The organism is Bacteroides ihuae (assembly GCF_900104585.1).
In the GTDB taxonomy this organism is placed as follows: domain Bacteria; phylum Bacteroidota; class Bacteroidia; order Bacteroidales; family Bacteroidaceae; genus Bacteroides; species Bacteroides ihuae.
In genome coordinates, this window is the sequence record NZ_FNVX01000005.1 from 989,125 (window position 1) to 1,015,281 (window position 26,157).

Annotated in this window: 18 protein-coding genes and 1 riboswitch; of the genes, 11 read left to right on the forward strand and 7 right to left on the reverse strand. The window is 37.6% G+C overall.

Annotated elements, in window-relative coordinates; genetic code table 11:
- The 4 genes from BQ5338_RS09550 to BQ5338_RS09565 all read right to left on the reverse strand — a co-directional run bounded on the left by BQ5338_RS09550 (position 1) and on the right by BQ5338_RS09565 (position 6,987).
- On the reverse strand, positions 1–1,461 hold the full coding sequence (locus BQ5338_RS09550) for a PepSY domain-containing protein (protein WP_071146560.1): 1,461 nt from the start codon (positions 1,459–1,461) through the stop codon (positions 1–3).
- A gap of 5 nt (positions 1,462–1,466) precedes the next feature.
- Positions 1,467–3,674 (reverse strand): TonB-dependent receptor, encoded by a 2,208-nt coding sequence (locus BQ5338_RS09555; RefSeq protein ID WP_317042346.1) that lies wholly within the window; start codon positions 3,672–3,674, stop codon positions 1,467–1,469.
- Between the two features lie 161 nt (positions 3,675–3,835).
- Positions 3,836–4,750: a sirohydrochlorin cobaltochelatase gene (locus BQ5338_RS09560; RefSeq protein WP_078063462.1), complete on the reverse strand. Its 915-nt coding sequence runs from the start codon at positions 4,748–4,750 to the stop codon at positions 3,836–3,838.
- A gap of 2 nt (positions 4,751–4,752) precedes the next feature.
- Complete coding sequence (locus BQ5338_RS09565; protein WP_078063442.1) at positions 4,753–6,987, reverse strand: TonB-dependent receptor; 2,235 nt, start codon at positions 6,985–6,987, stop codon at positions 4,753–4,755.
- 53 nt (positions 6,988–7,040) lie between these two features.
- Positions 7,041–7,273, reverse strand: a riboswitch (cobalamin riboswitch).
- A gap of 46 nt (positions 7,274–7,319) precedes the next feature.
- On the opposite strand from BQ5338_RS09565, the gene BQ5338_RS09570 reads away from it, so the two are divergent.
- Entirely contained in the window at positions 7,320–8,675 is a 1,356-nt protein-coding gene (locus BQ5338_RS09570) for a cobyrinic acid a,c-diamide synthase CobB (RefSeq protein WP_071146563.1), read from the forward strand.
- A 180-nt stretch (positions 8,676–8,855) separates the two neighbouring features.
- On the opposite strand, the gene BQ5338_RS09575 is transcribed toward BQ5338_RS09570, so the two are convergent.
- Positions 8,856–10,067, reverse strand: coding sequence for an MFS transporter (locus BQ5338_RS09575; protein WP_071146564.1), 1,212 nt, complete (start codon positions 10,065–10,067; stop codon positions 8,856–8,858).
- Positions 10,068–10,401: 334 nt separating this feature from the next.
- Between BQ5338_RS09575 and BQ5338_RS09580 the strand changes: the two genes are divergently transcribed.
- Positions 10,402–12,567 (forward strand): bifunctional alpha,alpha-trehalose-phosphate synthase (UDP-forming)/trehalose-phosphatase, encoded by a 2,166-nt coding sequence (locus tag BQ5338_RS09580; protein ID WP_071146565.1) that lies wholly within the window; start codon positions 10,402–10,404, stop codon positions 12,565–12,567.
- 8 nt (positions 12,568–12,575) lie between these two features.
- Here the strand turns inward: BQ5338_RS09580 and BQ5338_RS09585 are convergent, their stop codons facing one another.
- The gene (locus tag BQ5338_RS09585) at positions 12,576–14,372 is read right to left on the reverse strand and encodes a glycoside hydrolase family 15 protein (protein ID WP_071146566.1); all 1,797 of its coding nucleotides are present in this window, start codon (positions 14,370–14,372) and stop codon (positions 12,576–12,578) included.
- 45 nt (positions 14,373–14,417) lie between these two features.
- Entirely contained in the window at positions 14,418–18,836 is a 4,419-nt protein-coding gene (locus BQ5338_RS09590) for a translocation/assembly module TamB domain-containing protein (RefSeq protein WP_139265238.1), read from the reverse strand.
- Between the two features lie 199 nt (positions 18,837–19,035).
- On the opposite strand from BQ5338_RS09590, the gene tsaD reads away from it, so the two are divergent.
- The 9 genes from tsaD (at position 19,036) to BQ5338_RS09630 (ending at position 26,122) form a co-directional block, all read left to right on the forward strand.
- Positions 19,036–20,058, forward strand: coding sequence for a tRNA (adenosine(37)-N6)-threonylcarbamoyltransferase complex transferase subunit TsaD (gene tsaD, locus BQ5338_RS09595; protein ID WP_071146567.1), 1,023 nt, complete (start codon positions 19,036–19,038; stop codon positions 20,056–20,058).
- 5 nt (positions 20,059–20,063) lie between these two features.
- Entirely contained in the window at positions 20,064–21,332 is a 1,269-nt protein-coding gene (locus tag BQ5338_RS09600) for a CinA family nicotinamide mononucleotide deamidase-related protein (RefSeq protein ID WP_071146568.1), read from the forward strand.
- Positions 21,333–21,417: 85 nt separating this feature from the next.
- Positions 21,418–21,678, forward strand: coding sequence for a 50S ribosomal protein L28 (rpmB, locus tag BQ5338_RS09605; protein ID WP_071146569.1), 261 nt, complete (start codon positions 21,418–21,420; stop codon positions 21,676–21,678).
- A gap of 20 nt (positions 21,679–21,698) precedes the next feature.
- Positions 21,699–21,887, forward strand: coding sequence for a 50S ribosomal protein L33 (rpmG, locus tag BQ5338_RS09610; RefSeq protein WP_071146570.1), 189 nt, complete (start codon positions 21,699–21,701; stop codon positions 21,885–21,887).
- Positions 21,888–21,901: 14 nt separating this feature from the next.
- The gene (locus BQ5338_RS16515; RefSeq protein WP_078063444.1) at positions 21,902–22,060 is read left to right on the forward strand and encodes a DUF4295 domain-containing protein; all 159 of its coding nucleotides are present in this window, start codon (positions 21,902–21,904) and stop codon (positions 22,058–22,060) included.
- Between the two features lie 189 nt (positions 22,061–22,249).
- A complete protein-coding gene (gene ftsY / locus BQ5338_RS09615; RefSeq protein ID WP_071146571.1) occupies positions 22,250–23,209 on the forward strand; it encodes a signal recognition particle-docking protein FtsY in 960 nt (319 codons plus the stop codon).
- Positions 23,206–24,504 carry a 30S ribosomal protein S12 methylthiotransferase RimO gene (gene rimO / locus BQ5338_RS09620; protein WP_071146572.1) on the forward strand — a complete coding sequence of 433 codons (1,299 nt, stop codon included), beginning with the start codon at positions 23,206–23,208 and terminating at the stop codon, positions 24,502–24,504. Before ftsY ends, rimO begins: the two co-directional genes overlap by 4 nt.
- Positions 24,505–24,578: 74 nt before the next feature.
- On the forward strand, positions 24,579–24,851 hold the full coding sequence (locus BQ5338_RS09625) for an HU family DNA-binding protein (protein ID WP_071146573.1): 273 nt from the start codon (positions 24,579–24,581) through the stop codon (positions 24,849–24,851).
- 11 nt (positions 24,852–24,862) lie between these two features.
- Complete coding sequence (locus tag BQ5338_RS09630; RefSeq protein WP_071146574.1) at positions 24,863–26,122, forward strand: HU family DNA-binding protein; 1,260 nt, start codon at positions 24,863–24,865, stop codon at positions 26,120–26,122.
- The last annotated feature ends 35 nt before the right edge of the window (positions 26,123–26,157 follow it).

Sequence of the window (26,157 nt, forward strand, 5' to 3'; positions counted from 1 at the left end):
TTACCTTTTTAATCGATGCCATTTACGGACAATATATCGAATACCCACTCTCATTCCCGTTAGCGAAACGATAGAGGCACCAATTAGAAGAAACCACATAACAATAGTCCAAATCACCGGATGATTTACCAAGTACTTTATTTTCAAACTATGCATACCCTGATAAAGCCAAAAGCTCCATCTGGAATGATTATTGACATAGCGATATTGTCCCGTTTTTGGATTAACATAATAACAACTGGCATCCGGATCATCTATTGCAACTTTATAGACAGGTAGAGGTAGATGTCCCGATCGGGCTATATAGTAAGAATCATATTCCTGAAGCAAAGTGACCTTTGACGGCATTGCTTTACCATAAATAGCTGATACCGCCTCAAGTACGTTTGCTTCTGATAGTAATAGATTTTTTACCGTATCGTCAGAAGCATCAATGGTCATTTTCTTCTGATTAATTTGAATATTATAGAGTGGAATCCTCCTGAAATTATCCCATTCGATATACTTGATCTTTCCTGAATATGCTTTGATGACCTCTCTATAATCCAATGGATAGTTTTCAGGAGAAATTTTCCCTTCTGCCATTACTTCACTAACGGGATATTCATGGTGTGTTTTACCTAGCCATTCAGGAGTATCCACAAGTGACATCATTCCACTAAAAATCCAAGTTAACACAAAAAGACCGAATAGCATACCTGTGATATGATGCCACCAATACCACTTCTTATATGGCAATGAGAAAAGTCCTTTTCGTTTATATCGCTGTACATAGGCATCGATTCCTACGTAGATGCCGGAAATTGTCATCAAGATGCCTAAAGCTGCTAAACAAACTACAGACGCAATCCAGAGGTCTCTGTCTTGTCTCAGTGAAGTGAAATAAGCCCAATGTGGAATAGCACCTATCCATGCCCAAAAACGCTGATCAGAAGAGGTATATTGCAACACTTCTGTCGATTGGGAAGATACATAAAGTTGATGTTTCTCTTCGTCGTTAAAGTAGAATTTGTAGATAGGAAATTCTACTTTCAATTGACCAAAAGGTATCCACTGATCTAATTCACGCAAAGTATCTACCTTGGCGATTGATGCTTGACACCATACATTAGCTACCGCTTCTATTCGTTTCCAATCGTTAGCGGGAAGTTGTTGTGTTGAATCTGCCGGAATATCGTATTTTTGTTTACCGCACTGTATCTGAAATATTGTTTGTCCCAAATATCGTTTTAAATAGATATGATCTATTTCAGATCCGGCAGGTATCTGCTTTATGATGCTCGCTATATCGGGAAGTTGCTCATCGGAAATAAATTCTAATCGGGCATCTTTCTCTTTTTTATTGGCACTTGGAAAGGTATGATAGATTAATACAAATCCGGTCAGACACCACATTAAGAACAGAATACTGAGCAGTGTGCCCAGTATTCTGTGAGTAGAGTATATTAATTTTCTAAACATCTAAATTAGAATTTATAAGATAAAGCTAGTCTGTAGCTACGTGGCATACTCGGTACCATCTGACTTCCTAAAGACTGATTGTAATACTCTCTGTTGAATAGATTATTCACATTAGCCGAAAACGATACACCATTTGGCAATTTGTATTGAGCCCCTAAGTCCGTGATCCAATAAGAAGGAAAAGCCAGTCCGGTAGTTTGATTTCGGATAACTTTATCCATGTACGATATACTCATGTTAAAATTCAGACCGTCCAACAATCCTTTATCAAAAGTATAGTCAGCACAGCCATAAAACGTATTTTCTGGAACATAAGTACTTTTCTTACCTACTAATTCCTCCGAACTAATGTATATGTTATCTTCAATTTGGCGGGTACGTGCATCTGTATATCCATAGCCTGCTGTCAATGATAATTCTTTTATTGGAGTATAGGTAACGTCCACATCAAATCCTTTCGAATCCATCGTGCCAACTTGTCCTACAATGTTTTTTGAAGCTACAACCTCGTTGCCATCTTCATCCATATAAGTTGATCCTTTAGATACAAGTGTTTTCACTATGTTGTACTTCTTTATATAGAACGCACTCGCATTAGCCTGTAATACATTATTCAATTCGTAACGCATACCCATTTCGACTTGATATCCTTTCTCTGGCTTGAAAACTTCCCCATTTTTCTCGGCATTGTACGTGTTCCCGTTCCTGTCTACATAAATATTATCATCACTATAGAATGTGCGAGATGGCTTGAAAAAGCTACCTATAGACCCATAAATAGAGAGTTCAGGTACAGGCAAGTAAACAGTTCCGATGCGGTAGGTCAGTGACGATGTTTTTACTTTGCTGAAATCATCGTCATTGGGCATATCGAATTTTCTCTTCCCATCAATTGTTGCTGCTGTAGCCCTTTGATAATTAAAGAAATCATATCGAGCAGCCAACAAGATTTTTAGCTTCTCCGATATTTCCATTAAATCCTGAAGATACAGACCGTGAGTAAATGTGCGCATCACTGTTACTTTACTAAAAGAGCTGGTCATATATCCCATACTATGCGGATCGTTAACTACTTCTTTAGAATAGAGGCCGGGGCCTTGTACATCAACCCCTAAATTATAGCCTGAAAAACTATTTCTTAGAAAACCGACAAAATCATATCCTCCCTGGTAATTGTGGATGATTTTACCTGTATTAAACTTTCCCGTTATTTCAAACTGATTATTTATGGTTTGCGCCATGTGCGAAAAACGTAGAGGAAAAGTGAGCTGTACTGTGTCCAGACAGACATACTTCTTCTTATTATTAAGCAGATAATAATGATTATAGATTGCTTTATCGCTCTCCAAATATTCCAAGTCTTCGGTTCCAAAATAATTGATATCATCGTTTGTATAAGCGACTTTATCTCTTACTTTGAAAGCATTACTGAAATTATAAGTATATTGCGCAGAAGCATTCCAACCATTGTTTTTAAAAAAGTCTGATTCATTATTATACCTGGCTTTTTTATTCAAGCCGGGTTGCATTTCTCCAGATCTTAGATAGAGTTCATCATCTTCAGCATTGTATATATCATGCTCCATATTGTCGGGCAAACCTATTTCTGTTCCATAGAAATCACGGTTGAACCCTCCACGAACATCAATACTGCTTTTGTTAGTGAGCATCCCTCCTAAGGCCAGATATCCGGAAAAACGTTTATCTCCATTGTTTCTCCATCCGTCCTGATTTGAAAAATAGAAGTTAGTTTGATAATTAATAGGGCCAAACAATGTTCCTCCCATCCCCATTGCTGCTCTTCTTTCATTCCAACTGCCATAACTAAGGAGTGCATTGACTGACTTGCGTGCTTCAGGAGATTTGCGAACAATATTGATCACCCCTCCTACAGCAGATTGACCGTAAAGTATTGAAGCAGGACCTTTGAGTAGTTCAATCGATTCGACCATTGATAAATCAGGAAAAGGGTAGGAATTGTCTATAGATGATCGTTCATCTCTAGCTCCATCTATCATGATAATAGAGTTATTAAATCCTCGAATACTAATTTGCTGAAAACCTCCATAAGATGTTTGTATCCTAACTCCCGGAAGATATTTTGCAGCATCTTGAACGTCTTGTATACCTCGTTGTTCTATTAGCTTTTTCGAGACAAAGTTGGTTGATACCGGCATGAATTTTACAGGAGCATCTAATCTCAGAAAATTCATTTTAGTTTTCTGCTTTGTAGAAACAGTAACCTCATTAATATGGATAATAGTGTCTGAAAAATTGGTGTACTTGTTTTGTGAGTAGATATAGTTAGCACTTATAGAACACAAAAAAAACAGTGAAATATATTTCTTATACATGATTTGTCGTTTGTAGAGAATTAATCTTTCTCTATTGCGTAATGTTTCTTTTTATCAGTGATGCTGATCAACTTATGTTTTAGGAAGAAGCGTGCGTGGTCAATGAATAGATTCTGAATTTCAGGAATCTCACCTAATCCTTGCATCCGTACTGATACTCGCATTCCTTCTTTCTCAAGCGCTTGTTTCCAATCTATGGATATGTCATTGTTGGCATGATCTCCAGCCACAAACATAAAGGGAATGAGTGTCACTTCTTTTTCACCGTTGCGCTTCAATTGTTCCAACAGATCATCGAATGACGGATAGCCTTCTATTGTACCGATATAAAAGCCTTTATATCCCTCGGCTTTCAGCATATAGTCCATCATTGTGTACGAAGATGTACTAGGCGTATACGTGCCATGACCTACCAGTACAGCAACTCCTGAGTTAGGTTTGTTCGTATTCAAAATGGCTGCTACCTGGCGATAGTCGTCAACCGTATAAAGCAACGGATTGCCAATGCGAATATCTTTAAAGAGAGGTGCAGCTTGAGCTACCTCGATACGCAAAGCTTCCATTTCAATACCTTCAATAATATTGGTGGATTGTACGATGATGTGTGTAAACCCTTCTTTATGAAGTTCATTAAGGGCTTCGGTAGGAGAGAGTTTATTATCACCACGAGCTTTTATGCGTCTCATCACAATACGTGAGGTCCAGGCCTCACGCATTGTTAGCTCTGGAAAAGCAGTAGCCATCTTCTTGTTGATGGCATCAATGGTCAGTGCACGTGTATCATTATACGTTGTGCCAAAATGTACCATTAGTATGGCGGCCTTGTCGCCGGGTTGCATAGTTGTCAACATGTCCGATTCTATAAAATTTCCTTTTTCGCTGGCTTGACTTATAGCCGCAAATACCAATGCCATAAAAAGCATTATTGTTTTTATCATCACTTTTTGAATTTGAGTAGGAGACTTACATAAACGGTGCGCCCCGGAGTAAGAGTAGCATAGTTTACTCCGTAAGGACGATCATCCTTGTAATTGAAAATATTATTGATACCTAACCCCGGTTCAATAAGGAAGTTCTTAAAGCCATCGAATGTGTGACGAGTATTAAGATTCCAAAGGCCAAAACCGGGTGCCGATTCATCAACACCACTCGACTGTTGAAAACGTTTGCTCTGCATACGCCCATTGATATTAATGTTCAGTTTATAAGCATTCCACGAATGCACCCAGTTGCCGGTTACACTGCCTGTATGCCGAATACTACGCTCTATAGTACTCCAAATACCTTCCTGATCTTTTCCACGGGCATAAGCAAATGTATATCCACCTCCGAGTGAAAAGCCATAACCCAAATAAGCGTTTAAGTTTGTCTCAAATCCCTTTACCATAGCTTTATCCAGATTTCTATACTCTTTATACGTCTTCAACTTCTTAACAGCCTGTGCACCAAAAACAGTAGTAGCTTGATCAATAATAGCTTGTTTCTCTTCTGCGCTCATGGCAGAAAGCAAAGTACTCTTTGCACTAATCATATCATCAATAGAATTGATGTATGCAGTAGCGGATGCCGTAAAACGACTATTCACATACTCTATATTGAATGAACCATAATGACTTTTTTCCGGTTTAAGAGTCGTATTTCCCACCGTTATTGTGCTACCACTTTTCATGTAATAATAATAAAGTTCATCAAGTCCCGGAGCACGAAAACCACCTGAGTAAGATGCCCGTAGGTTGAAATCACCCAACCGATACATCAGCGAAACCTTTGGGGTTAAATGGTTCCCGGCTGTTTCATGATGAACGTAGCGCAGCCCTACTATGGCTTCCAGATCTTTTAATAAATGAATTTCTTCCTGCGCATACACAGAACTTGTATAGACGTTTTTATCTACTAATGCGTCGGGGCGTTTGAGTGCTTCATTGATATATTCTAGTCCTATCACACTTTTAAAACCTTCGGAATGCTTAAACACTCCTTTCAGATTGGCATTGTAGTAGTGTTGCCTTTTCACCATATTTTTGTCATCAATCTTGTAATCACCGCTTTCAACAAGATACTTGTAGGCCGTTTCATAATTATCATTGGTCACGTCCAAATTCAAATAAGAAGCATTGCCCAAGAGATATTTAGCACCTACACCCAGATTATACGATTTGTAAGCTAAGTTGTAATCATATCCAGCTACGGGACGATCGGTGAGTCGATTGTAATATCCCCCTTCTGTATATAGAGACAACTTACTGGTAGGCTCGAAGGTAAACTTCTGATTCACTACGTTTGCATAGTAACCCGAAGTATTTGATTTTTCTGTAGCTTCTCCATCTTCATCAAGAGCATTCTGTTGCCAACCGTCTGCTTGCTGCCGTCTATAAGAAGTATATGAACCAAATTTCTTAGTAGTTACGTCTGCACTAATGCCTTGAGTAAACTGGCCGTATTCCTCAAAATGCGTGTCGGAAGTAACGGTGAGTAAGTTCTTAGGATTTTCTGTGATGATGTTGATGACCCCCGCAATGGCATCCGAACCATAGAGAGCAGAGCCGGCACCTTTCAGAATCTCTATTCGCTTCACGTTGTTCATGTCGATGCGAGCAAGGTCGATATTGTTGGACGTATCTCCCGTAAGCTTTTTACCGTTGATAAGGATCAACACGTATTTGTTGCTTAATCCATTCATCATCAGATACGAACCCATTGCATTGCTCGAAAAAGAGAGAGACGGTTGCAACATGGTCATTGCACCCTGAAAGTCAGTCACGCCCGCCTTCTTGATATCAGCAGAGCTAATTACCTCAATGGGCACAGGTGTTTCTTTTAGTTTGTGGTGTGTTCCTGTTCCGGTAACCACCACTTGGTCTAGGTTAATGTAGGTGCTTCGTAATTTAATCACCACGTTTTCTTTGCTGCCATTCACTTTTAGAGTAGTAGGACTGTAGTCTAGGCAGCTGGCACGCAATAGATACTCTCCATCTTTCACATTTTTTAGTAAAAATTCTCCTTTGCTGTTTGTGGCGCAGCCCATAGTAGTTTGCTCGAGGCGAACACTGGCCCCTTTCACGGGTTTTCCCGTTTCGGCATTAATAACCATTCCGCTTAGCGTGATCTGCGCAAGCGAACTCATTACAACACAACCTCCTAGGAGGATTGTCAGTAAGCATCTTTTCTTCATTGATGTTTGTTAAAGAAGTTAATAAATAGCATTCCTGACCCCGGGAATACTTTATTAATATGGTTTGCTTGGCAGGTTTCCTGACTATCCCCATAGAAGAGCGACCTTCCCGTATCCGTTGTAAATGGATACAGTGGCGTATTTGGAATGCTCTCTTTATTTACTCTTAATTGGAATAAGAGTTTTGGGTTTTACAGTAGCGGGCACTGTTCCGGATTCACACCGGATTCCCTTTTATGCAACGTGCAGAATGCTCATTACATCACCAAAGCGGGGCAAAGTTATTAATTTATTTTATATTTGCATTCTCTTTACTTAAGTAATGTAAATCAATGAAGTCACACATTCTTATAGGTGCAGCCTCTTCAGGAAGCGGCAAAACAACCTTTACGCTCGGATTACTCAAAGCCCTCCGCAAGCGAGGATACGCCGTACAACCCTTTAAATGCGGACCCGATTACATCGATACGCAACATCATGCACTAGCTGCCGGACAACCCTCCGTTAATTTGGATACTTGGTTAGCGTCCGAGGAACATGTTCAGCAACTCTATAGTAGATACGGAGCAGAGTCTGATATCTCTGTCACTGAAGGTGTAATGGGGCTTTTCGACGGATATGATGGCATGCATGGCAGTAGTGCTGAGATAGCCAAATTGCTACACATTCCCGTAGTGTTGATACTCAATGCTCGCTCAATGGCCTATTCTGCAGCTCCCATCTTGTACGGGTATAAACATTTCCATCCCTCAATACGCATAGCAGGAGTCGTCTTTAATCAAGTGGCAGGAGAGAGCCACTACAGTTATCTACAGCAAGCATGCAAAGATGCCGGTGTAGAATCTTTGGGTTATCTGCCTAAACGGAGTGACATTGAAATACCCTCTCGTCATTTAGGCCTTACGCTCGAAGAAAATTTTCGTTTCGACGCTTTTACCGACCGTATAGCTGATTTAATTGAAGAATTTGTTGATGTAGATCGATTATTGCAATTAGCCTCTCTGGAGTTGGAAGTTCAGTCAGATAAAAAGGCATCTTCACAGGCCACAATACAGTCTTTAGGAAATGCCCGTGAAGCTAAAAACAGAGAAAACTATCAGAATAATCCTTCTATTATTAGAATAGCTGTGGCCAAAGACGAAGCGTTCAACTTTACCTATTACGAAAACATCCGTCGGCTAGAGGCCTTGGGCAAAGTAACTTATTTCAGCCCGCTACGAGACACGGCATTGCCCGCCGAAACGGATTTCGTTTACCTTCCCGGTGGATATCCGGAGTTTTTTCTGCCTACACTAAGTAATAACATCAGCATGCTTCAATCCATAGAAACCTATGTAAGGGCAGGAGGGAAGCTACTAGCCGAATGTGGAGGGATGATGTATCTCTGTCGCACGATCACTGGAATGGACGGAATAAAGCATCCCATGGCAGGTATATTAGAACAAGATGCCACCATGGATGGTATGAAGTTGCACTTAGGCTATCGAAGCCTGACTTACAAAGACATTCCTCTTCGGGGACACGAGTTTCATTATTCACGCCTCACCAATGCACTACCTTCTGTCACGATCCAATATAACGCAAAAAACACTGCAACGGGCACTGCGCTCATTCGCTACAAAAATGTGATAGCAGGCTATACTCATCTATATTGGGGTGAACAAAACATTCTCGATTTATGGAAATAAGTCTAATTGATTAAGACATTGATAGAAGGATAGCATATAGTGCTAATGAAACTAAAAGGCCTAAGCATTTTTAGAAAACATTTAGGTCTTTCAAAAAAACGTCTAGGTCTTTAAGAGTAAGGATCTCTGCGGGAATGAGCACATCACTTCTTAATTTAATCTTTTACTCAATTTGCTTTTTTACTTCTGTATTGGATTGCTTTTTTTCATGTTGGGCAAGAAATAGGTAACTAAACCTAATAAAGGCATGTAGGCACATAGTTGATAAACATAATCAAGCCCTTTTGTATCAGCAATATTGCCCAATACAGCAGACGCTACACCTGCAATACCGAAAGCCAGGCCGAAGAATAAGCCCGAGATAAGTCCAAGTTTCATCGGCAATAACTCTTGCGCATAAACCAAAATAGCAGAAAAGGCAGAAGATAAGATTAATCCGATACAAATACTGAGCGCACAGGTCCAAAAGAGATTGGCGTGAGGCATCAGTAGTGTAAAAGGGGCTACGCCCAAAATAGAAACCCAAATGACATATTTACGCCCTATACGATCGCCTATGGGACCACCTAGTAATGTGCCAACTGCGGCAGCAAACAAAAAGGTGAAAAGATAAAACTGCGAAGCTTGTATGGATACACCGAATTTATGCATCAGATAAAAGGTATAGAAGTTCGTAAGACTAGCCATATAGACATATTTAGAGAATATAAGAACCAAAAGAATAAGTAATGAGATTATTATTTGATTCCTCGAAAAAGGTGATTCTACCTTCACCTCAGATTCTCGCCTTCTTTTGCCTGCTATCTGCAACACTCTTTTATACCATCGACAAATGGGTATCATGATTATCATGGCCAATACAGCAAGAATGGAAAATAGAGCAATATGTTGTTGGCCATAAGGAGCAATAACAAGAGCAGCAAGTAGAGGTCCTAAAGACCCTCCTAAATTACCGCCTACCTGAAATAATGATTGGGCCAACCCACGCTTTCCACCAGAAGCCAATGAAGTGAGTCTAGAAGCTTCAGGATGCAGAATAGATGAACCAATACCTACTAAAAATACAGAAATGAAAACTAAGTGTAAGCTATCGGCAAAAGCTAACACCATCAATCCGATTAAAGTGAATCCCATACCGATAGGCAGAAACCAAGGGTTCGGTTTTTTATCAAGATATACACCTACGAAGGGCTGAAATACAGATGCTGAAATCTGATAAACTAACGTGATAAGTCCAATTTGGGCAAAACTGAGTGATAGACTATCTTTAAGCAATGGATAAATGGCTGAGATTAGAGATTGTAGCGTGTCGTTCAGCATGTGAGAGAGACTTAATGCCAATAGAATACCAAATGCTGTTCCTCTGGCAGTGTTGTGTTGCAGATTGTTCATGTTACCTATATCTTATAACTATAATAAAAAGGCACAAAGTTACATTTATTTTTTGTTTTTTGAAAAAACGAGTATGATATATACTCTTTGTTGAGCGTTTCTTTATTTCGTAATTGTAGATTTTATCATTTAAAGATTTGATTTTTCATGAGAAAAAGGTATATTTGCAACAAACCGATATTTAATACCCAAAAACAATTACGGTTTGTTTCGAAGATTTTAGCTCTTTTTCTAATAACATCACTTCTCTTTAAAGAAAACACATCTCAAGGTTACACGGTATACTGAGCTTGCTGAAAAGACATCTTGTGATTATGAATTAATATATAAATATATGAAATTGATTATTATATCAAATAGATTACCTATAAAAGTAATCAAGAAAAATGGTAAAATGAGTTTTACTCCAAGTGAAGGTGGATTGGCTACAGGTTTGGCCTCATTAAAAACTACAATGGAGAAGCATTGGGTTGGCTGGCCGGGAATCTTTACTGATAATGACGAAGAGAAAGATGCAATAACAAAACATCTGGAGAAGTTTAATTATCATCCGGTTTTTCTCTCAAAAAATCAGATCGAAGAATATTATCATAAATATAGTAATAGCGTTATTTGGCCTTTGTGCCATTACTTTTACATGCATATAAAATATGGCATATCGTCATGGAAAGTGTATCAAGAAGTAAATCAGCTATTTGCACAAATGTCTTCTCTGCTAATTGAGGCAGGAGATATTGTTTGGGTGCAAGATTATCAATTGATGCTGCTTCCTACTATGCTACGTGAGAAGAATGCAAATATTAGTATCGGCTATTTTCACCACATTCCCTTTCCATCTTACGAATTATTCAGGATTCTTCCTGAAAGAGCTAAAATATTAAATGGGCTCCTTGGGGCGGACTTAATAGGTTTTCATACTACCGACTATATGCGTCACTTTATGAGTGCTTCCGAACGGGTCTCGAATGTGAAGTTCATCATGGATGAAACGAAATACAAAAATCGAATGATACATGTTGATGCATTTCCGATGGGAATCAACTATGATAAATATAGCGATGCTCCTTTAAAAGCAGCTCCTAAAAAGCTATCGATGGAATGGAAGAAGAAATTTGGTGGGCGTAAAATTATTATTTCTGTTGATCGTTTAGATTATAGCAAAGGAATTACTCATCGATTGAAAGCGTTTGATCTTTTTCTGGGAGAACATCCTGAATATCATGAAAAGGTAACGTTAGTGATGGTTGTTGTCCCTTCTCGTGACAAGGTAGATGCGTATGCTGACTTGAAAAAAGAGATAAACGAAAATATAGGAATGATCAATGGTAAGTATTCTAATTTGAATTGGGTACCAGTGCAATACTTTTATCGCAGTTTTTCGTTTGAACGGTTGATTGCGTTATATCATATTTCGGATGTTGCATTGGTTTCTCCTCTTAGAGATGGGATGAATCTGGTTGCCAAAGAGTATGTTGCTGTGAAAAGAGATACTCCGGGAGTCTTGATCTTGAGCGAAATGGCTGGTGCAGCTCAAGAACTTAGAGACGCTATCATTGTGAATCCAAACGATATTGATAACATGAAAGATGCTATTCTAAAAGCGCTGCAAATGCCTCTTGAAGAACAATTAAAGCGTATGGCCAGAATGCAAAAAATAATTTCTATACAGACCATTCAAAAATGGGCGGCAGATTTCATCCTTGAATTATCAGACATTAAAACCGAAAATGAAGCACTTACAGCTAAATTACTAGATGATACAAAGAAGAAGAAGCTTGTAGCGAATTATTCTAAAAGCAAAAAGAGATTGATTGTACTCGATTACGATGGAACATTATCTCCATTTACCAGCATTCCCGAAGAGGCAATACCCACTGCTGAATTGATTACTTTATTGAAGAACCTTGTGAAAGATCCTAAAAATATGGTTGCTATCTGTAGTGGAAGGGATCAGAAAACTTTAATGAACTGGTTTGGAGATTTACCCATAGTACTTGCTGCTGAGCATGGAGCTTTTATACGTGAAGATGGAGAATGGACAAATACCCTTATAGAGAAAAAATGGGATAAAGATATTGTTGATATTATCGAGAAAATGACCGATAAAACGCCTGGCTCTTTCTTAGAAATAAAAAAGACAGCTCTTGTGTGGCACTACAGAAATGTAGATCCTTGGGTAGCTGCACTACGCGAACAACAAATAATTAGCGTGCTCAGAGAAAAGTGTTCTCGAGAGGGATTGCAAATAATGAAAGGCAATAAAATTGTTGAATTAAAAGCAATAGGATGTGACAAGGGGTATGTGGTAAAACATCTCCTCGAACAGGGAAAATATGATTTTATGTTTGCTATTGGAGACGACACTACCGATGAGGATATGTTCAGAGGGATGCCTAAAAAAGCATACACCATTAAAGTGGAAGAAGTCTCTAATGATGCACGCTTTTATGTAGAATCTCAAAAGGAAGTTTTACCCTTACTAAAGTTAATGGCTCAATAGCATTCTGTTTACGGGCGAATGAAGTGTGAACGGTTCTTTTCTTCTGAGAGTAATATTCCTATATCAATCATAGCCAAGTGGGAGTAGGCTTGTGGAAAATTGCCTAACTGCCTTTTACTGATGAAGTCGAGATCTTCACTCATGAGTCCCACATGATTAGTGTATGAACAGAGTTGATTGAATATCTTCCGAGCATCATCTTGTTGCCCAGTTACGAAGAGTGCGCGCACAAGCCAAAAGGTGCAAATAGTAAATGCAGAACTAGGCAGTCCAAAATCATCTTCATTCTTGTAACGATACATTAAACCATTGAATAAGAGGCTATCTTTAACAGCTATGACCGTTTTAATATATTTATCATCATCTGCCTCAATAAACCCATATGCTTCCATCAAGAGCAATGAAGAATCCATATTTAAATTGTCATATGCTTGCGAGAAACTTTGTATTTCTTCTTTCCACCCATTTAGAAGCACGTCTTCTTTAATTAAATAAGCCTCTTGGCCCCATTTCGAAACGAAATATTCTCTATTTAGTAATTCGGCAATCTTGACGGCACGATCCAGAGCTACCCAACACATCACTTTTGAAAAGACAAAATGATGATTTTTTGTTCTTATTTCCCATATCCCTTTATCGGGTTTGCGCCAGTTTTCAACAACATCTTTGGCGATAATTTTTACCACCTCAAACATTTCTTCTACCTCATCCAGAGAACCTGGAAAGTTAGCAAAGTACTGATAAATAACATCCATTAAATATCCAGACGAATCATTCTGCTCTTGGATATATGCTTCATTGCCTATACGTACCGGCTTCGAATTTTCGAAACCCGAAAGATGAGGAAGGAGCTTTTCGGTGAGTATTCGTTCTCCCCGAATGCCATACATAATCTGCAAGCTATCATTCTTAGATTTTAAGATGTTCTTAATAAACGTAATGAAGCGGGATGCAGCACCATGATGATTTAATTTTAGCAACGTATTGATGGACATAGAGGCATCACGAACCCAGCAAAAACGATAATCCCAGTTGCGCTCTTCTCCGATAGCTTCGGGCAAGCTCGTAGTAAGTGCTGCCAAAACCGCACCTGTGCGATGAAAAGACATTAGCTTCAACACAAGCATACTACGAGAAATTTCTTTGTTATAATTGATGAATTTCCTGGATCGATTGCTCCAATTGAGCCAATATACCCTTGTACGCTGATATTCCAAATTAACGCGATCAAGATCTATTGGTATCAGTTTTTGGTAATAAGAAAAAAGTAGAAAAGAATCTTTCGTAAGTACTATTTCATTTCCATCGATAATATCTTGTAGATTTAAGTCTGAATATAAATAGACTGTATCTTTATGATTGTTGGATGATTTAGTGCGTACAAACTCATCATTAATATTCTCTTTCACAGTAACATCTGCTGCATAGTTCATTGAAGGAGTATAGTCTATGCGTATGGTAGGAGAACCATATAAAATGCGAATGGAACGATATACTTCGGGAGGCGTGTAATGGGTCTTTGAACCTGTTTGATAGCGTGGCATAAAGTCTATTAGTTCAAATGCGGACGAACCATTATCAAACTTGGTTTGGAGAATATTCGTTTGTTCAATGTATGCCTGAGATATTTTATAATCATCGGAAGTTAATATACCAAAGCTACCTCCTTTTTCCTCATCAAGTAAGCGTCCAAATATTGAAGGAGAATCAAAATCGGGGAAACATAACCAATCTATTTGTCCAGTCTTTGAAACCAAGGCTGCTGATCGGCAATTGCCTATTACTCCGTAATCCAATGTTTTCATCCGTTATATTTTTAGTTTATTTATGTAAGATTCCATTTATAGAATTCACTTTGTTCTTTTAATTGTCGATCGAGCTTCGGGTATAGAGTCTGTCGGAACTTTATTAACTGCTTCACTTTCTGCTCTTTGCTTTTTTTTGCTCCAATTATTCCAAAAAAATAATTCTTTCCACCTATTAAAGTCTTTCTTATACATCACGCCAACTCCCTGAGTAGTAAGGTTGGTGCGGGTGTAATATTTATCGTTCGTTTCATTATAAGCTTTTAAGCGAATGTCTCCAGAACGGGTGAGGAGCCATTCGGCCTGAAAATCTCCAACAAAATTCGTTGTTGAGAGGGGATTATCCCGATAACCAAAATTGCCGTTTACCAATAAGCGGTTATTTAGCAATTGCCCAGAAAGAACTGTTTCTACTTCGAAGTCAGTCCAACCTTTGTCTCCTGTACTTAAATTTGTACCGAAATTCCAATTCTGATTATTCATAATATTGGATAGCATATTATTGAGCTGCCCCGACAATGTCGACGAAAGTACGGAAGACATTAAGTTCGAGTTTTGCGTTGTGTTTACATTTTCAGCTGTATAAAACTTTCCAATACCTAATAAATAAAGGATCTGCATATTCATCTGTTCATCAGTACTGATGTAATTGCGTACAAGTGTTTGTACTTCATCACTCTCGTTAGGCAGTTCTATTCCCATCTTGATATTAGGTCTCAAAAGTACACCTGTTAAATTCATTATACAGTTAACTTTTACATTTGGCTGTTTAGTGAAGTCGGTAACATCGGACATTAAATCGTTCAATGAAGCTGAATTAACAGTATAAACAGCCTGTATATTCATATTAGCATCTAATGGATAGCCATTGAAAGATATTTCACTACCATCTTTAATGATAAAATCTTTTCGAATTACCTCTTGCAAACTAAACTTATAAACCCCTTGATTAATACGATAGTTTCCAAACATTTTGACATCTCCCTTATTATAGTATTCAGTACGAATATTACCACTTCCTTTTCCACTTATATAATCACCGGCAATAGGGTCCATAATAATTTTCATATTAGCATCGGGAGTTGCATCTACTAGTATGTTCAAGCGCACATCCATCGGAGTTTCATCCTCTTTTATCCCCTGTTCTATATTATGTTCGGATCCGGCACTAATAGAGTCTTCTATAACTCGCTTGGGCGTTTTATCGATAAATCTAATAAATTGATTGCTAGTCGCGGATGCAGTAGCGCCTGCAACATACACAAAGTTAGTATTACGATTAGTAGTAATAGCAACGTCCACATTGAGACCTTGTTGCTGATTACCTGTAAGTAATGCATTTCCTGTCCCATACACTTTGCCATAAAATGGAACAGACGAACTTTCTTTAGTATTCATTACCAACATATTATTGGCCTTAAACTCAAGCTTGTAACTCATATCTTTCAAGTTACGGTGGTGAATGTATCCATTTGCTATACCTCGATGCCCTTCGAGGTCGTACATCGGAACATTATCCAATGTAAACGCTTCAGGAGAGATGCGCACGCTGTCTTTTAAAACAAATTGAGTATTGAGAATATTGACTTTGAAAGATGCATCCGGCTTGACACTCCCTTCTAGATTGAGTGCACTAAATTTTCCAAAAAGATGAATATTCCCGCTAGCTCGCCCTTTGATGTCCGACACAATGGATTGGACATAGTATTCCAAGAACTTTAGGTTCGTACTATCAGCTTGTATATGCAGATCAATTCCACTCTTAGGTTTAAGTGGATAAATATACCCAGTTACATTGGTTGCCGAAATACCTTCTTCTTTTATCTTCGCATCAAGAAAAATGCCTTCATTTTTATCATCCCACTCACCATATATATTCATGTCACCTATAAGTCCATCATTAAAGCCAAAGTTCTTGACGAATAGACGAGTGTTCATTTTAGGCTTCTTCATCGCATGGTTAACGTAGGCCGTGCCAGAGGCCAGTCCTTTAAAATAGATTCCTTTGAGATTGACAACATCAAATACATAGGCGATATTGATTTCTTTCATATCAACTTTTACTGTATCAGTGGGATTAGCCGAAGCATCTCCATTGATACGGATAAATTGATCTTTGTGACTGAAATAAAAATTATTAACTGCGATCTTGCCAGAATCAGCCACAATATTTGAAGGATGTATTTGCCAAACGGTGTCGTTGAGTATGATGTCTGTGGGCTGTACATTAACTACTGCTTTTAACGTAGAATTTCCCAATCTATTTATATAGCGCTCCAAATGGCTTATCGCCGCAAGCTTGCCACTGTATGTTTCTACTCCATTATTGCCCCAATTGAAAGTAGTACTAATAATGTCATTCTTGGCTTGCGCATCTAATGAAATATTGACATCACTCGTCTTACGTTTGCTCGTAAACCGTATGTGACCGGTAATTTGATCAGCGGGATTTTCGCATACAAGGAGTCCCGATTCGATAATTAAGTTGCCATAACGTATTTTAGGAAAATATCCCTCGACACGAAGCCTTTTTGCATTGTCATTAAAGTAGCCCTTGATAGTAGAATGAGTATACACCTCAATTGGTATTTCAAAAACAGAAGAAAGAATGTCTGTATTAAAAATATGAATATCAAAACTGAAGTTGTTTTTGGTGGCAACATCTATATGTGACGGTACTAGTGAGGGTATGTACTTTTTCATAATATTCAAAACACTGGCCATTATGGTGCGGTATGAATAATTCCCTTCAATATTCGCTTTAAGAAAACTAGAGTGAATGCTTATTTTTTTTTGGCCGTTTTCGTGAGTAGCCGAAATATTCATGTTGTCCATGAAAAAAGTTCTATCAGGAGCATTAAAGCGTAAACTGTCTATATTGATTTCACCATACATTTCATCAACAGATCCACCTTTAAAATTTGCATTTATCGTTAAGGAAAATTCTGTATCTTTATATTTTGGAGTTAAATTCAACTCACGAGGGCGAACCTTATCTATAATAGCTTTAAAGTTAAAAATTGGAATCTTTTCAACCGTATTAAATGAACCATTTAATATTATAGATCCATTAGTATCGTTAATGGCTAGTTTCCCGTCATAGCCTCCATGCTTATATTCACCATCGAGTGTGATATTTTCGTATTTATACTTACTATACTCAATGGAAGAGATCAAACCTTTCATCACAATGAAAGGAAATTGCGCTTTTTGATGAGTTCCCTTGACATCGATATTTAAAGTGGTTTTGCCTAATTTATCGTTAGCTAGTAATTTTCCAATCTCAAAATCCGATGTCTTCACAGAACCAGAATAGGCAAAAGTCCCTTTTTCTTTATTTGAGCTAAGTTTTAAATCGGTCTTTACTGCACCAAGGTTTGTTTCAAATATTCCGTATGTAACCAGATCAGTATAATAGCCGGATATTTCACCGCGGAAAGAAATATCTCCTAGACGTTTTAATAAGGGAGAAACATCTCTGAATTTTTCGCCTAGATTGCGGGCAATAAAGTTAATACCTTCACCGTTGATTGATAAATTGGAGAGATTGCCATATATATAGGTGTCTTGTGATCGAGACAAGTCTTGCAATGACAGATTGCCTTTTATTTTGAAACGATTTTGGGCATTGATATATAATCGCGAAAAGTTTAGTTGATTGATTGTGCCCGCAACATCCATCTCTATATCTATCTTGTCTTTGAAGTTAGATAAGGCAGGTACAAAAGATGAAATGTCCTGCAATGTAATGTGTGAAGGCAACATGCTGAGCGAAAAATGTACATCATCAATAAAATGCTTAAAAGAAGCAAGACTATCATATTTCATGCGTATGGTGTCCATCTGCAAAGAACTATTGGGCAAATCAACGGCGAAATTTTCAATACGCATATTTTTATCGTTAGCCAACACTTTAAGCGAAAGTTTACGTAATTCGAAACCTGATTGCTCGTCTACACTGAGACGCTTGATATAAGCATTGATCGAATCCTTTTGAAATGCCTTTAATGATATATTTGCAATAATGTTATGCAGTCTAATGTGTTTGGCATTGAATGTTCCGGGAGTTCCTAGTTCTGAAAAAACATCGTATGACAATTTTCCACGTCGTATGAGGATTGAGTTAATTCTCAAATCGATATTCGATTTCGTTTTAACTGTATCTTTGGAAGCAAATGCGTCAATTAAGAATTTGAAATTTGGATCAGCTTCAGGTGTTCTTTTATTGAGACTAATATTAAAGCCAAATAGCTGTACGCTACTAATAGAAATTTTTCCTCTAAATAGAGGAAGTATATCGAATTTAGCGGAAAGACGGGTCGCTTTCAGCATTTCTTTGCCGGATTTATCGTCTAACAGTACATCATCAATAATGACGCGATTAAGTAATCCTATATCAATGCGGCCTATTGTTAACTTCGTTTCTAATTTATCGGCTAGTTCTTCAGCAACGAATACAGTCAACTTTTGCTGAATATATGGTATATTCAACGCAACAATAGCTCCTATATATACTCCAAGTACGATGCCGAGCACCCAACGTACTGTTATTCTTAGCGTTTTGATAGACAGTTGTTTTTTTAGCCAACAAAAATATAAAATATAAAGTTAGGAATCCTAGTTTTATCATTACTTTTGTAGCGTTAAACATTAAAAAAAACATATGTCTGTTATTATATTAGGAATAGAATCATCATGTGATGATACTTCTGCTGCAGTAATTAGAGATGGGCTCCTTTTATCAAATGTTGTTGCTAGTCAGGCTATTCACGAATCTTATGGTGGTGTAGTGCCAGAGTTAGCTTCACGCGCTCATCAACAAAATATTGTACCTGTGGTGCACGAAGCATTGAAGCGAGCGGGAGTATCCAAAGAAGAACTAAGTGCGGTTGCCTTTACGCGTGGTCCGGGATTAATGGGGTCTTTGTTGGTAGGTGTTTCCTTTGCTAAAGGCTTTGCTCGTTCTTTGAATATCCCATTGATAGATGTTAATCACTTGAATGCTCATGTCTTAGCTCATTTTATTAAAGAAGAAAATGAAATGACTAAGCAACCAACCTTTCCATTTTTATGCTTATTGGTGTCAGGAGGGAATTCGCAAATTATTTTGGTGAAAGCTTACAATGAGATGGAGGTATTAGGCCAGACAATTGATGATGCTGCTGGTGAAGCAATTGATAAATGCTCCAAAGTAATGGGCTTAGGTTATCCTGGAGGACCAATTATTGATCGGCTTGCACGACAAGGAAACCCTAAAGCATTTTCATTTAGTAAGCCCCATATCCCAGGGCTTAATTATAGCTTTAGTGGATTAAAGACTTCTTTTCTGTATTCATTGAGGGATTGGATAAAAGAAGATCCTGATTTTATAGAACATCATAAAATGGATTTAGCAGCTTCGCTGGAAGCTACCATCGTGGACATCTTGATGGATAAGCTTAGAAAAGCCGCTAAGCAATCTAACATTAAAGAAATCGCAATAGCCGGAGGAGTCTCTGCCAATAATGGACTACGAAATGCCTTTCGTGAACATGCCCTAAAGTATGGCTGGGAAGTCTATATACCAAAATTTAGTTATACAACGGATAATGCAGCAATGATAGCGATTACAGGATATTTAAAATATCTGGATAAGGATTTCTGTTCCATAGAATTACCTGCATATTCGCGGGTTACATTACAATAAATACGATGTTTGCCGAAATTATCACAATAGGTGATGAATTGCTCATTGGGCAAGTCATCGATACAAATTCTGCTTGGATGGGCAGAGAACTTAATATGATAGGGATTGAGGTCGTTCGGATAACATCCGTTAGAGATCGCTCCTTAGAAATAACTGATGCGATAGATACTGCAATGAAAAGAGTAGATATCATACTCGTAACAGGTGGACTGGGACCAACAAAAGATGACATAACCAAGCAAACTCTATGTGAGTATTTTCATACTGAATTAGTCTTTAGCGAAAAGGTATTCGAAAATATTAAAAGACTATTATCGGGCAGAATTCCGATGAATAAGCTCAATAAGGGCCAAGCGTTGGTACCAAAGGATTGCCTTGTGATTAATAATCGAGTGGGTAGTGCTTCAATAAGTTGGTTTGAAAGAGATTCAAAGATTTTGGTCTCTATGCCTGGTGTACCACAAGAAATGAAAACGGTAATGACAGAAGAGATTATTCCACGCCTACGCGAAAAATTTGATGTGGATGTGATTATTCATAAGACGTTTGCCGTGAAGAATTACCCTGAATCTGTGTTAGCCGAGAAATTAGAATTATGGGAAAAAGCATTACCGGATTGCATCAAGTTAGCTTATCTACCTAAACCAAGCATTGTACGTCTACGATTAACAGGAAGAGGCGCAGACAAGAAAATCTTAAATGCTGTAATTTTACAGGAAGCTGAAAAGTTAAGCGAGATTTTGGGCGAAGATATTTTTGATGAATTCGACCTTCCAATTGAAGCTTTAGTCGGCAATTTATTAAAGGATAAAGGATTATCTATTGCCACAGCCGAAAGTTGCACAGGAGGAACTATAGCATCGCGCCTTACTTCTATTGCCGGATGTTCGGAATATTTTAAAGGAAGTGTAGTTGCCTACTCTAACGAAGTGAAAATGAATTTACTTGGTGTATCTGCTGAAACGCTCAATGCGCACGGCGCAGTGAGCAAGGAAACAGTTGTAGAGATGGCAAAAGGTGCGATGAAAGCACTCAAAACTGATTGTGCAGTGGCCACTTCCGGTATTGCCGGTCCTGGTGGTGGGAGCATAGACAAGCCTGTTGGTATAGTCTGGATTGCTGCTACTTATCAGAATAAAATTGTTACTTTGAAACAAGAAACAGACAAGGGAAGAGAATTGAACATTAAGAGAGCTTGCAATAATGCCCTTTTATTGATTCAAAAACTAATAAAAGAAGAAAATAGCCCTTTAAAAAAGCGAATTATTTTATAAAATACTTGTTTTGTATCCATAAAAGTACTTACTTTGCGCTCTGTTTGGAAGAAGTATAGATAAAAACTATAAAAATAAGATAGAAATGTCGAAGATTTGTCAAATTACAGGAAAGAAAGCCATGATTGGCAACAATGTTTCACACTCAAAAAAGAGAACCAAAAGAACTTTTGATGTGAACTTGTTTAAGAAGAAGTTCTATTACGTAGAACAGGACTGTTGGATCAGCTTAAGCCTTAGTGCTGCTGGTTTGCGCTTGATTAATAAAAAAGGATTAGATGCTGCTTTAAACGATGCAGTAACTAATGGGTATTGTGATTGGAAAAGCATTAAAGTAATAGGCTAACGTAAAGGAGAAACTGACTAATGGCAAAAAAAGCAAAAGGTAACAGAATACAGGTGATTCTTGAATGCACTGAACATAAAGAAAGTGGCATGCCGGGAACATCTCGTTACATTACAACGAAAAACAGAAAGAATACAACTGAAAGAATTGAATTGAAGAAATACAATCCAATTTTAAAGAAAGTAACAGTTCATAAAGAAATTAAATAAGAATATAATAACCCATGGCAAAGAAAACAGTAGCAAGCTTGCACGAAGGAACCAAAGAAGGGCGTTCTTATACTAAAGTTATCAAAATGGTAAAGTCTCCAAAAACAGGAGCTTATACATTTGATGAACAAATGGTACCAAACGAAAAGGTTCAGGACTTTTTCAAAAAATAATAGTTACGATCTAAGTTAATAAGTAGCTATCAAAAAGTTCCCCCCATTATTAATGGAGGGAACTTTTTGTATAAACACGTTTCTTTGACTCTAAGATCATCGAGTTGGATAATTTTTCATTTTTCATTTTTTACTTTTCAGTACTTATTATATCTTTGTAGCATAATATATACGCAAATAAATAGTATCATGGGATTTTTAAAAATTTTTTCAAAAGAAAAGAAGGATACTTTAGATAAGGGATTGTCCAAAACAAAGGAAACCGTCTTTAGCAAGATAGCTCGAGCTGTAGCTGGAAAATCTAAAGTGGATGACGAAGTACTTGATAATCTGGAAGAAATCCTTATCACTTCTGATGTGGGAGTGGAAACGACTCTAAAGATTATCAAACGAATAGAAAAAAGAGTCGCCGCTGATAAATATATAAATGCACAAGAGCTAAAAGTGATTCTGCGAGAAGAAGTAGCTGCGCTATTAACTGAAAATAATTCGGATGATGTAGATGATTTCAATATACCTAGTGGAAAGAAACCCTACGTCATTATGGTTGTAGGGGTAAATGGCGTTGGTAAAACAACAACTATTGGTAAGCTAGCATATCAACTAAAGAAGTCTGGTAAATCAGTATATCTTGGTGCGGCAGACACGTTTCGCGCTGCTGCAGTTGAACAATTGGTTATTTGGGGCGACAGAGTAGGAGTACCTGTGATTAAACAAAAAATGGGTGCTGATCCTGCGTCTGTAGCTTATGACACACTTAGCTCAGCTGTGACAAATAATGCAGATGTGGTGATTATTGATACTGCCGGACGATTACATAATAAAGTCGGGTTAATGAATGAGCTGACCAAGATTAAAAATGTGATGAAGAAGGTCGTGGAGGATACCCCCAATGAAGTACTCTTAGTGCTTGACGGATCTACTGGACAAAATGCTTTTGAACAAGCAAAGCAATTTACTTTGGCTACTGAAGTGACAGCGATGGCTATCACCAAACTCGATGGTACAGCAAAGGGGGGAGTAGTCATCGGCATCTCGGATCAATTTAAAATTCCGGTAAGGTATATCGGTTTAGGGGAAGGAATAGAAGATTTGCAAGTCTTCAGAAAGAAAGAATTTGTTGATTCGTTATTTGGAGGAAATGAATGAAAAGAAAAACAATTGATATAATTACTTTGGGTTGCTCAAAAAATCTAGTAGACTCAGAGCAACTCATGCGCCAACTTAAAGGATCCGGATTTGATGTTACTCACGATTCAGAAACTCCCAAAGGTGATATAGCTGTTATTAACACATGTGGGTTCATTGGAGATGCAAAAGAAGAATCTATTAATATGATATTGGAATTTGCACAAGCTAAAGAACAGGGAAGCTTAAAAAAGCTCTTTGTAATGGGCTGCTTATCTGAACGTTATCTAAAAGAACTTGCCACCGAAATTCCCCAAGTGGATAAATTTTATGGAAAGTTTAATTGGAAGGAGTTATTGCATGATTTAGGTAAAGCATATCATGAAGAATATAATATTGAGCGTACCTTAACGACTCCTAAACATTATGCCTATTTAAAAATATCAGAGGGATGTGACCGAAAATGTTCGTATTGTGCTATCCCAATTATTACAGGACGTCACATTTCACTCCCAATAGAGAAGATATTAGAGGAAGTTAGGTTCCTTATTTCTCAGGGCGTGAAGGAATTTCAGATTATAGCTCAGGAACTGACTTATTATGGCGTTGATTTGTATAAGAAACAAATGATTGCTGAGCTAATTGAGAGAATTGCTGACGAACCTGGAGTAGAATGGATTCGGTTGCATTATGCTTATCCTGCACACTTCCCTACTGATCTGCTTCGAGTAATGAGGGAACGTAGTAATGTCTGTAAATATCTGGATATTGCCCTACAGCATATTAGCGATAATATGTTGACTCAGATGAATCGCCATGTGACAAAAGAAGAAACTTATCATCTTATAGAACAATTTCGCAAAGAGGTTCCCGGCATTCATTTGCGCACGACTCTAATGGTTGGTCATCCGGGAGAATCTGATGAAGATTTTGAAGAGTTGAAAGAATTCGTTCGCCTAGCTCGTTTTGACCGTATGGGAGCTTTTGCCTACTCGGAAGAAGAAGGTACTTATTCAGCTGAAAATTACGAGGACTCAATACCGTACGAAGTAAAGCAAGCACGTCTTGATGAACTTATGAATATTCAACAGGGTATTTCATCTGAACTGAGTGCATTAAAGATTGGACAAAAGATGAAAGTAATTATTGACCGGATTGAGGGCGATTATTACATTGGACGTTCAGAGTTTGACTCACCCGAAGTTGATCCTGAAGTTTTGATCAAGTGTTCTGAAGGTATTTTGTCAACCGGAAAGTTTTATGAGGTTCAAATAGTCGATTCTGACGATTTTGATCTCTACGCAAAGATTCTTTAAATATTTTCGGATATAATTTGTGTATATAATTAATAATTAGTAATATAGCGTCGCACTTCTTAAAGAACCAAATATTGAATAATAAAGAATTTACTTCGGAATTGGCAAAAAGGCTTGGATGTACTATAAAAGAGACTTCTGACCAGATGACTTCCTTCTTATCTGAGTTAACTCAGAACTTACAGGAGGGGAATTCTTTGACTATACAAGGATTTGGCACTTTTGAAGTTAGAAAAAAATCAGAGCGTATATCAATAAATCCAACCACAAGACAACGCATGCTTGTTCCTCCAAAGCTTGTTTTGACTTATAGACCCAGTGTATTATTAAAAGATAAAATTAAATAGGATTTTGCACGATGAATGAGAAATTGAATATGCAGAGCCTTATTGATCTGTTGGCAGAGAAGCGAAACATGAATAAAAAAGATACTGAACTTTTCGTCAAAGAGTTCTTTCTTTTGATTGAACAGACCTTAGAAAATGATAAATATCTAAAAATAAAGGGACTGGGTACTTTTAAACTAATAGATGTAGAAAGTCGGGAAAGCGTAAATGTAAATACAGGAGAGAGGTTTGAAATTCAGGGTCATACAAAAATTTCTTTTGTTCCTGAAGCCTCGTTACGCGATGCAATAAATAAGCCATTTTCTCATTTTGAAACAGTGGTATTAAGCGATAATACTGTTTTAGAAGATACTTTAATAAATAGTTCAGAAGAAGATGTAGATGATAATAGCACGAAATTTTCAGATGCATCTGAACAATCACCTGAAATATTGATTAGCAATACTATGGAAGCAGAAATTGCTATTCCCAAGAAGGTAGAGTCAATAATGGAAATTGAAAAACAAGTGCCGTTAGAGGAAAAAACGGAAACAGAGGAGAGAAAAGAAAACCTAAAGCAAAAGGAGGTGAACCCCGTTATATCTTCAGAGGGAAAGCACTTATCTGTTGAAGATATTATAGCCTTAGAAATACGCAAAGCGGATGCAGAGTATAAGGAGGTATCTGAAAAAAATACTTCTTCGAAAATAACTTCCTTCGAAAAAAAAACGAAGAAACAATCCCCTGTTTCTTATATCATAAGCACTGCTATTGCAATTGCTATCGTATGTGTAGCTTCCGTCCTATATATGTATTATCCTGATTTGTACAATGGTTTATTCTCAGATGATATACAAAAAGCTTCTACAACACCTGATTTAGATGCAAAAGTAAATACTATAGAAGTGCCTGTTGACACTTTCATTAATAATGTTTCAAATAAGCGTAAATTAGAGATCAATAGAGATTCAATAAAGGAGGCTGTTGCTACCCTACCTCAAAAGGATCCCTTAGAAGGTAATAAAATTCCCTACAATAAAGTAAAAACGGATCACAGCTCTGCGAAGCAGGCAGAGCCAATTATTCCAGACTCAGTTAATTATATAATAGTAGGTACTAAAACCATATATACATTACAAGAAGGTGAAACTTTAACAAAGGTATCCTTGCGATTCTATGGAACAAAAAAGATGTGGCCATATATAGTAAAGCATAATCGTAGCACAATTAAAAATCCTAATAAAGTTCCTTATGGGACAGTGCTCAAAATACCCGAGTTAAAGAAGAAATGAGTTCTTTCGTAGCCTAAAAAAGCCGGTATACCAAT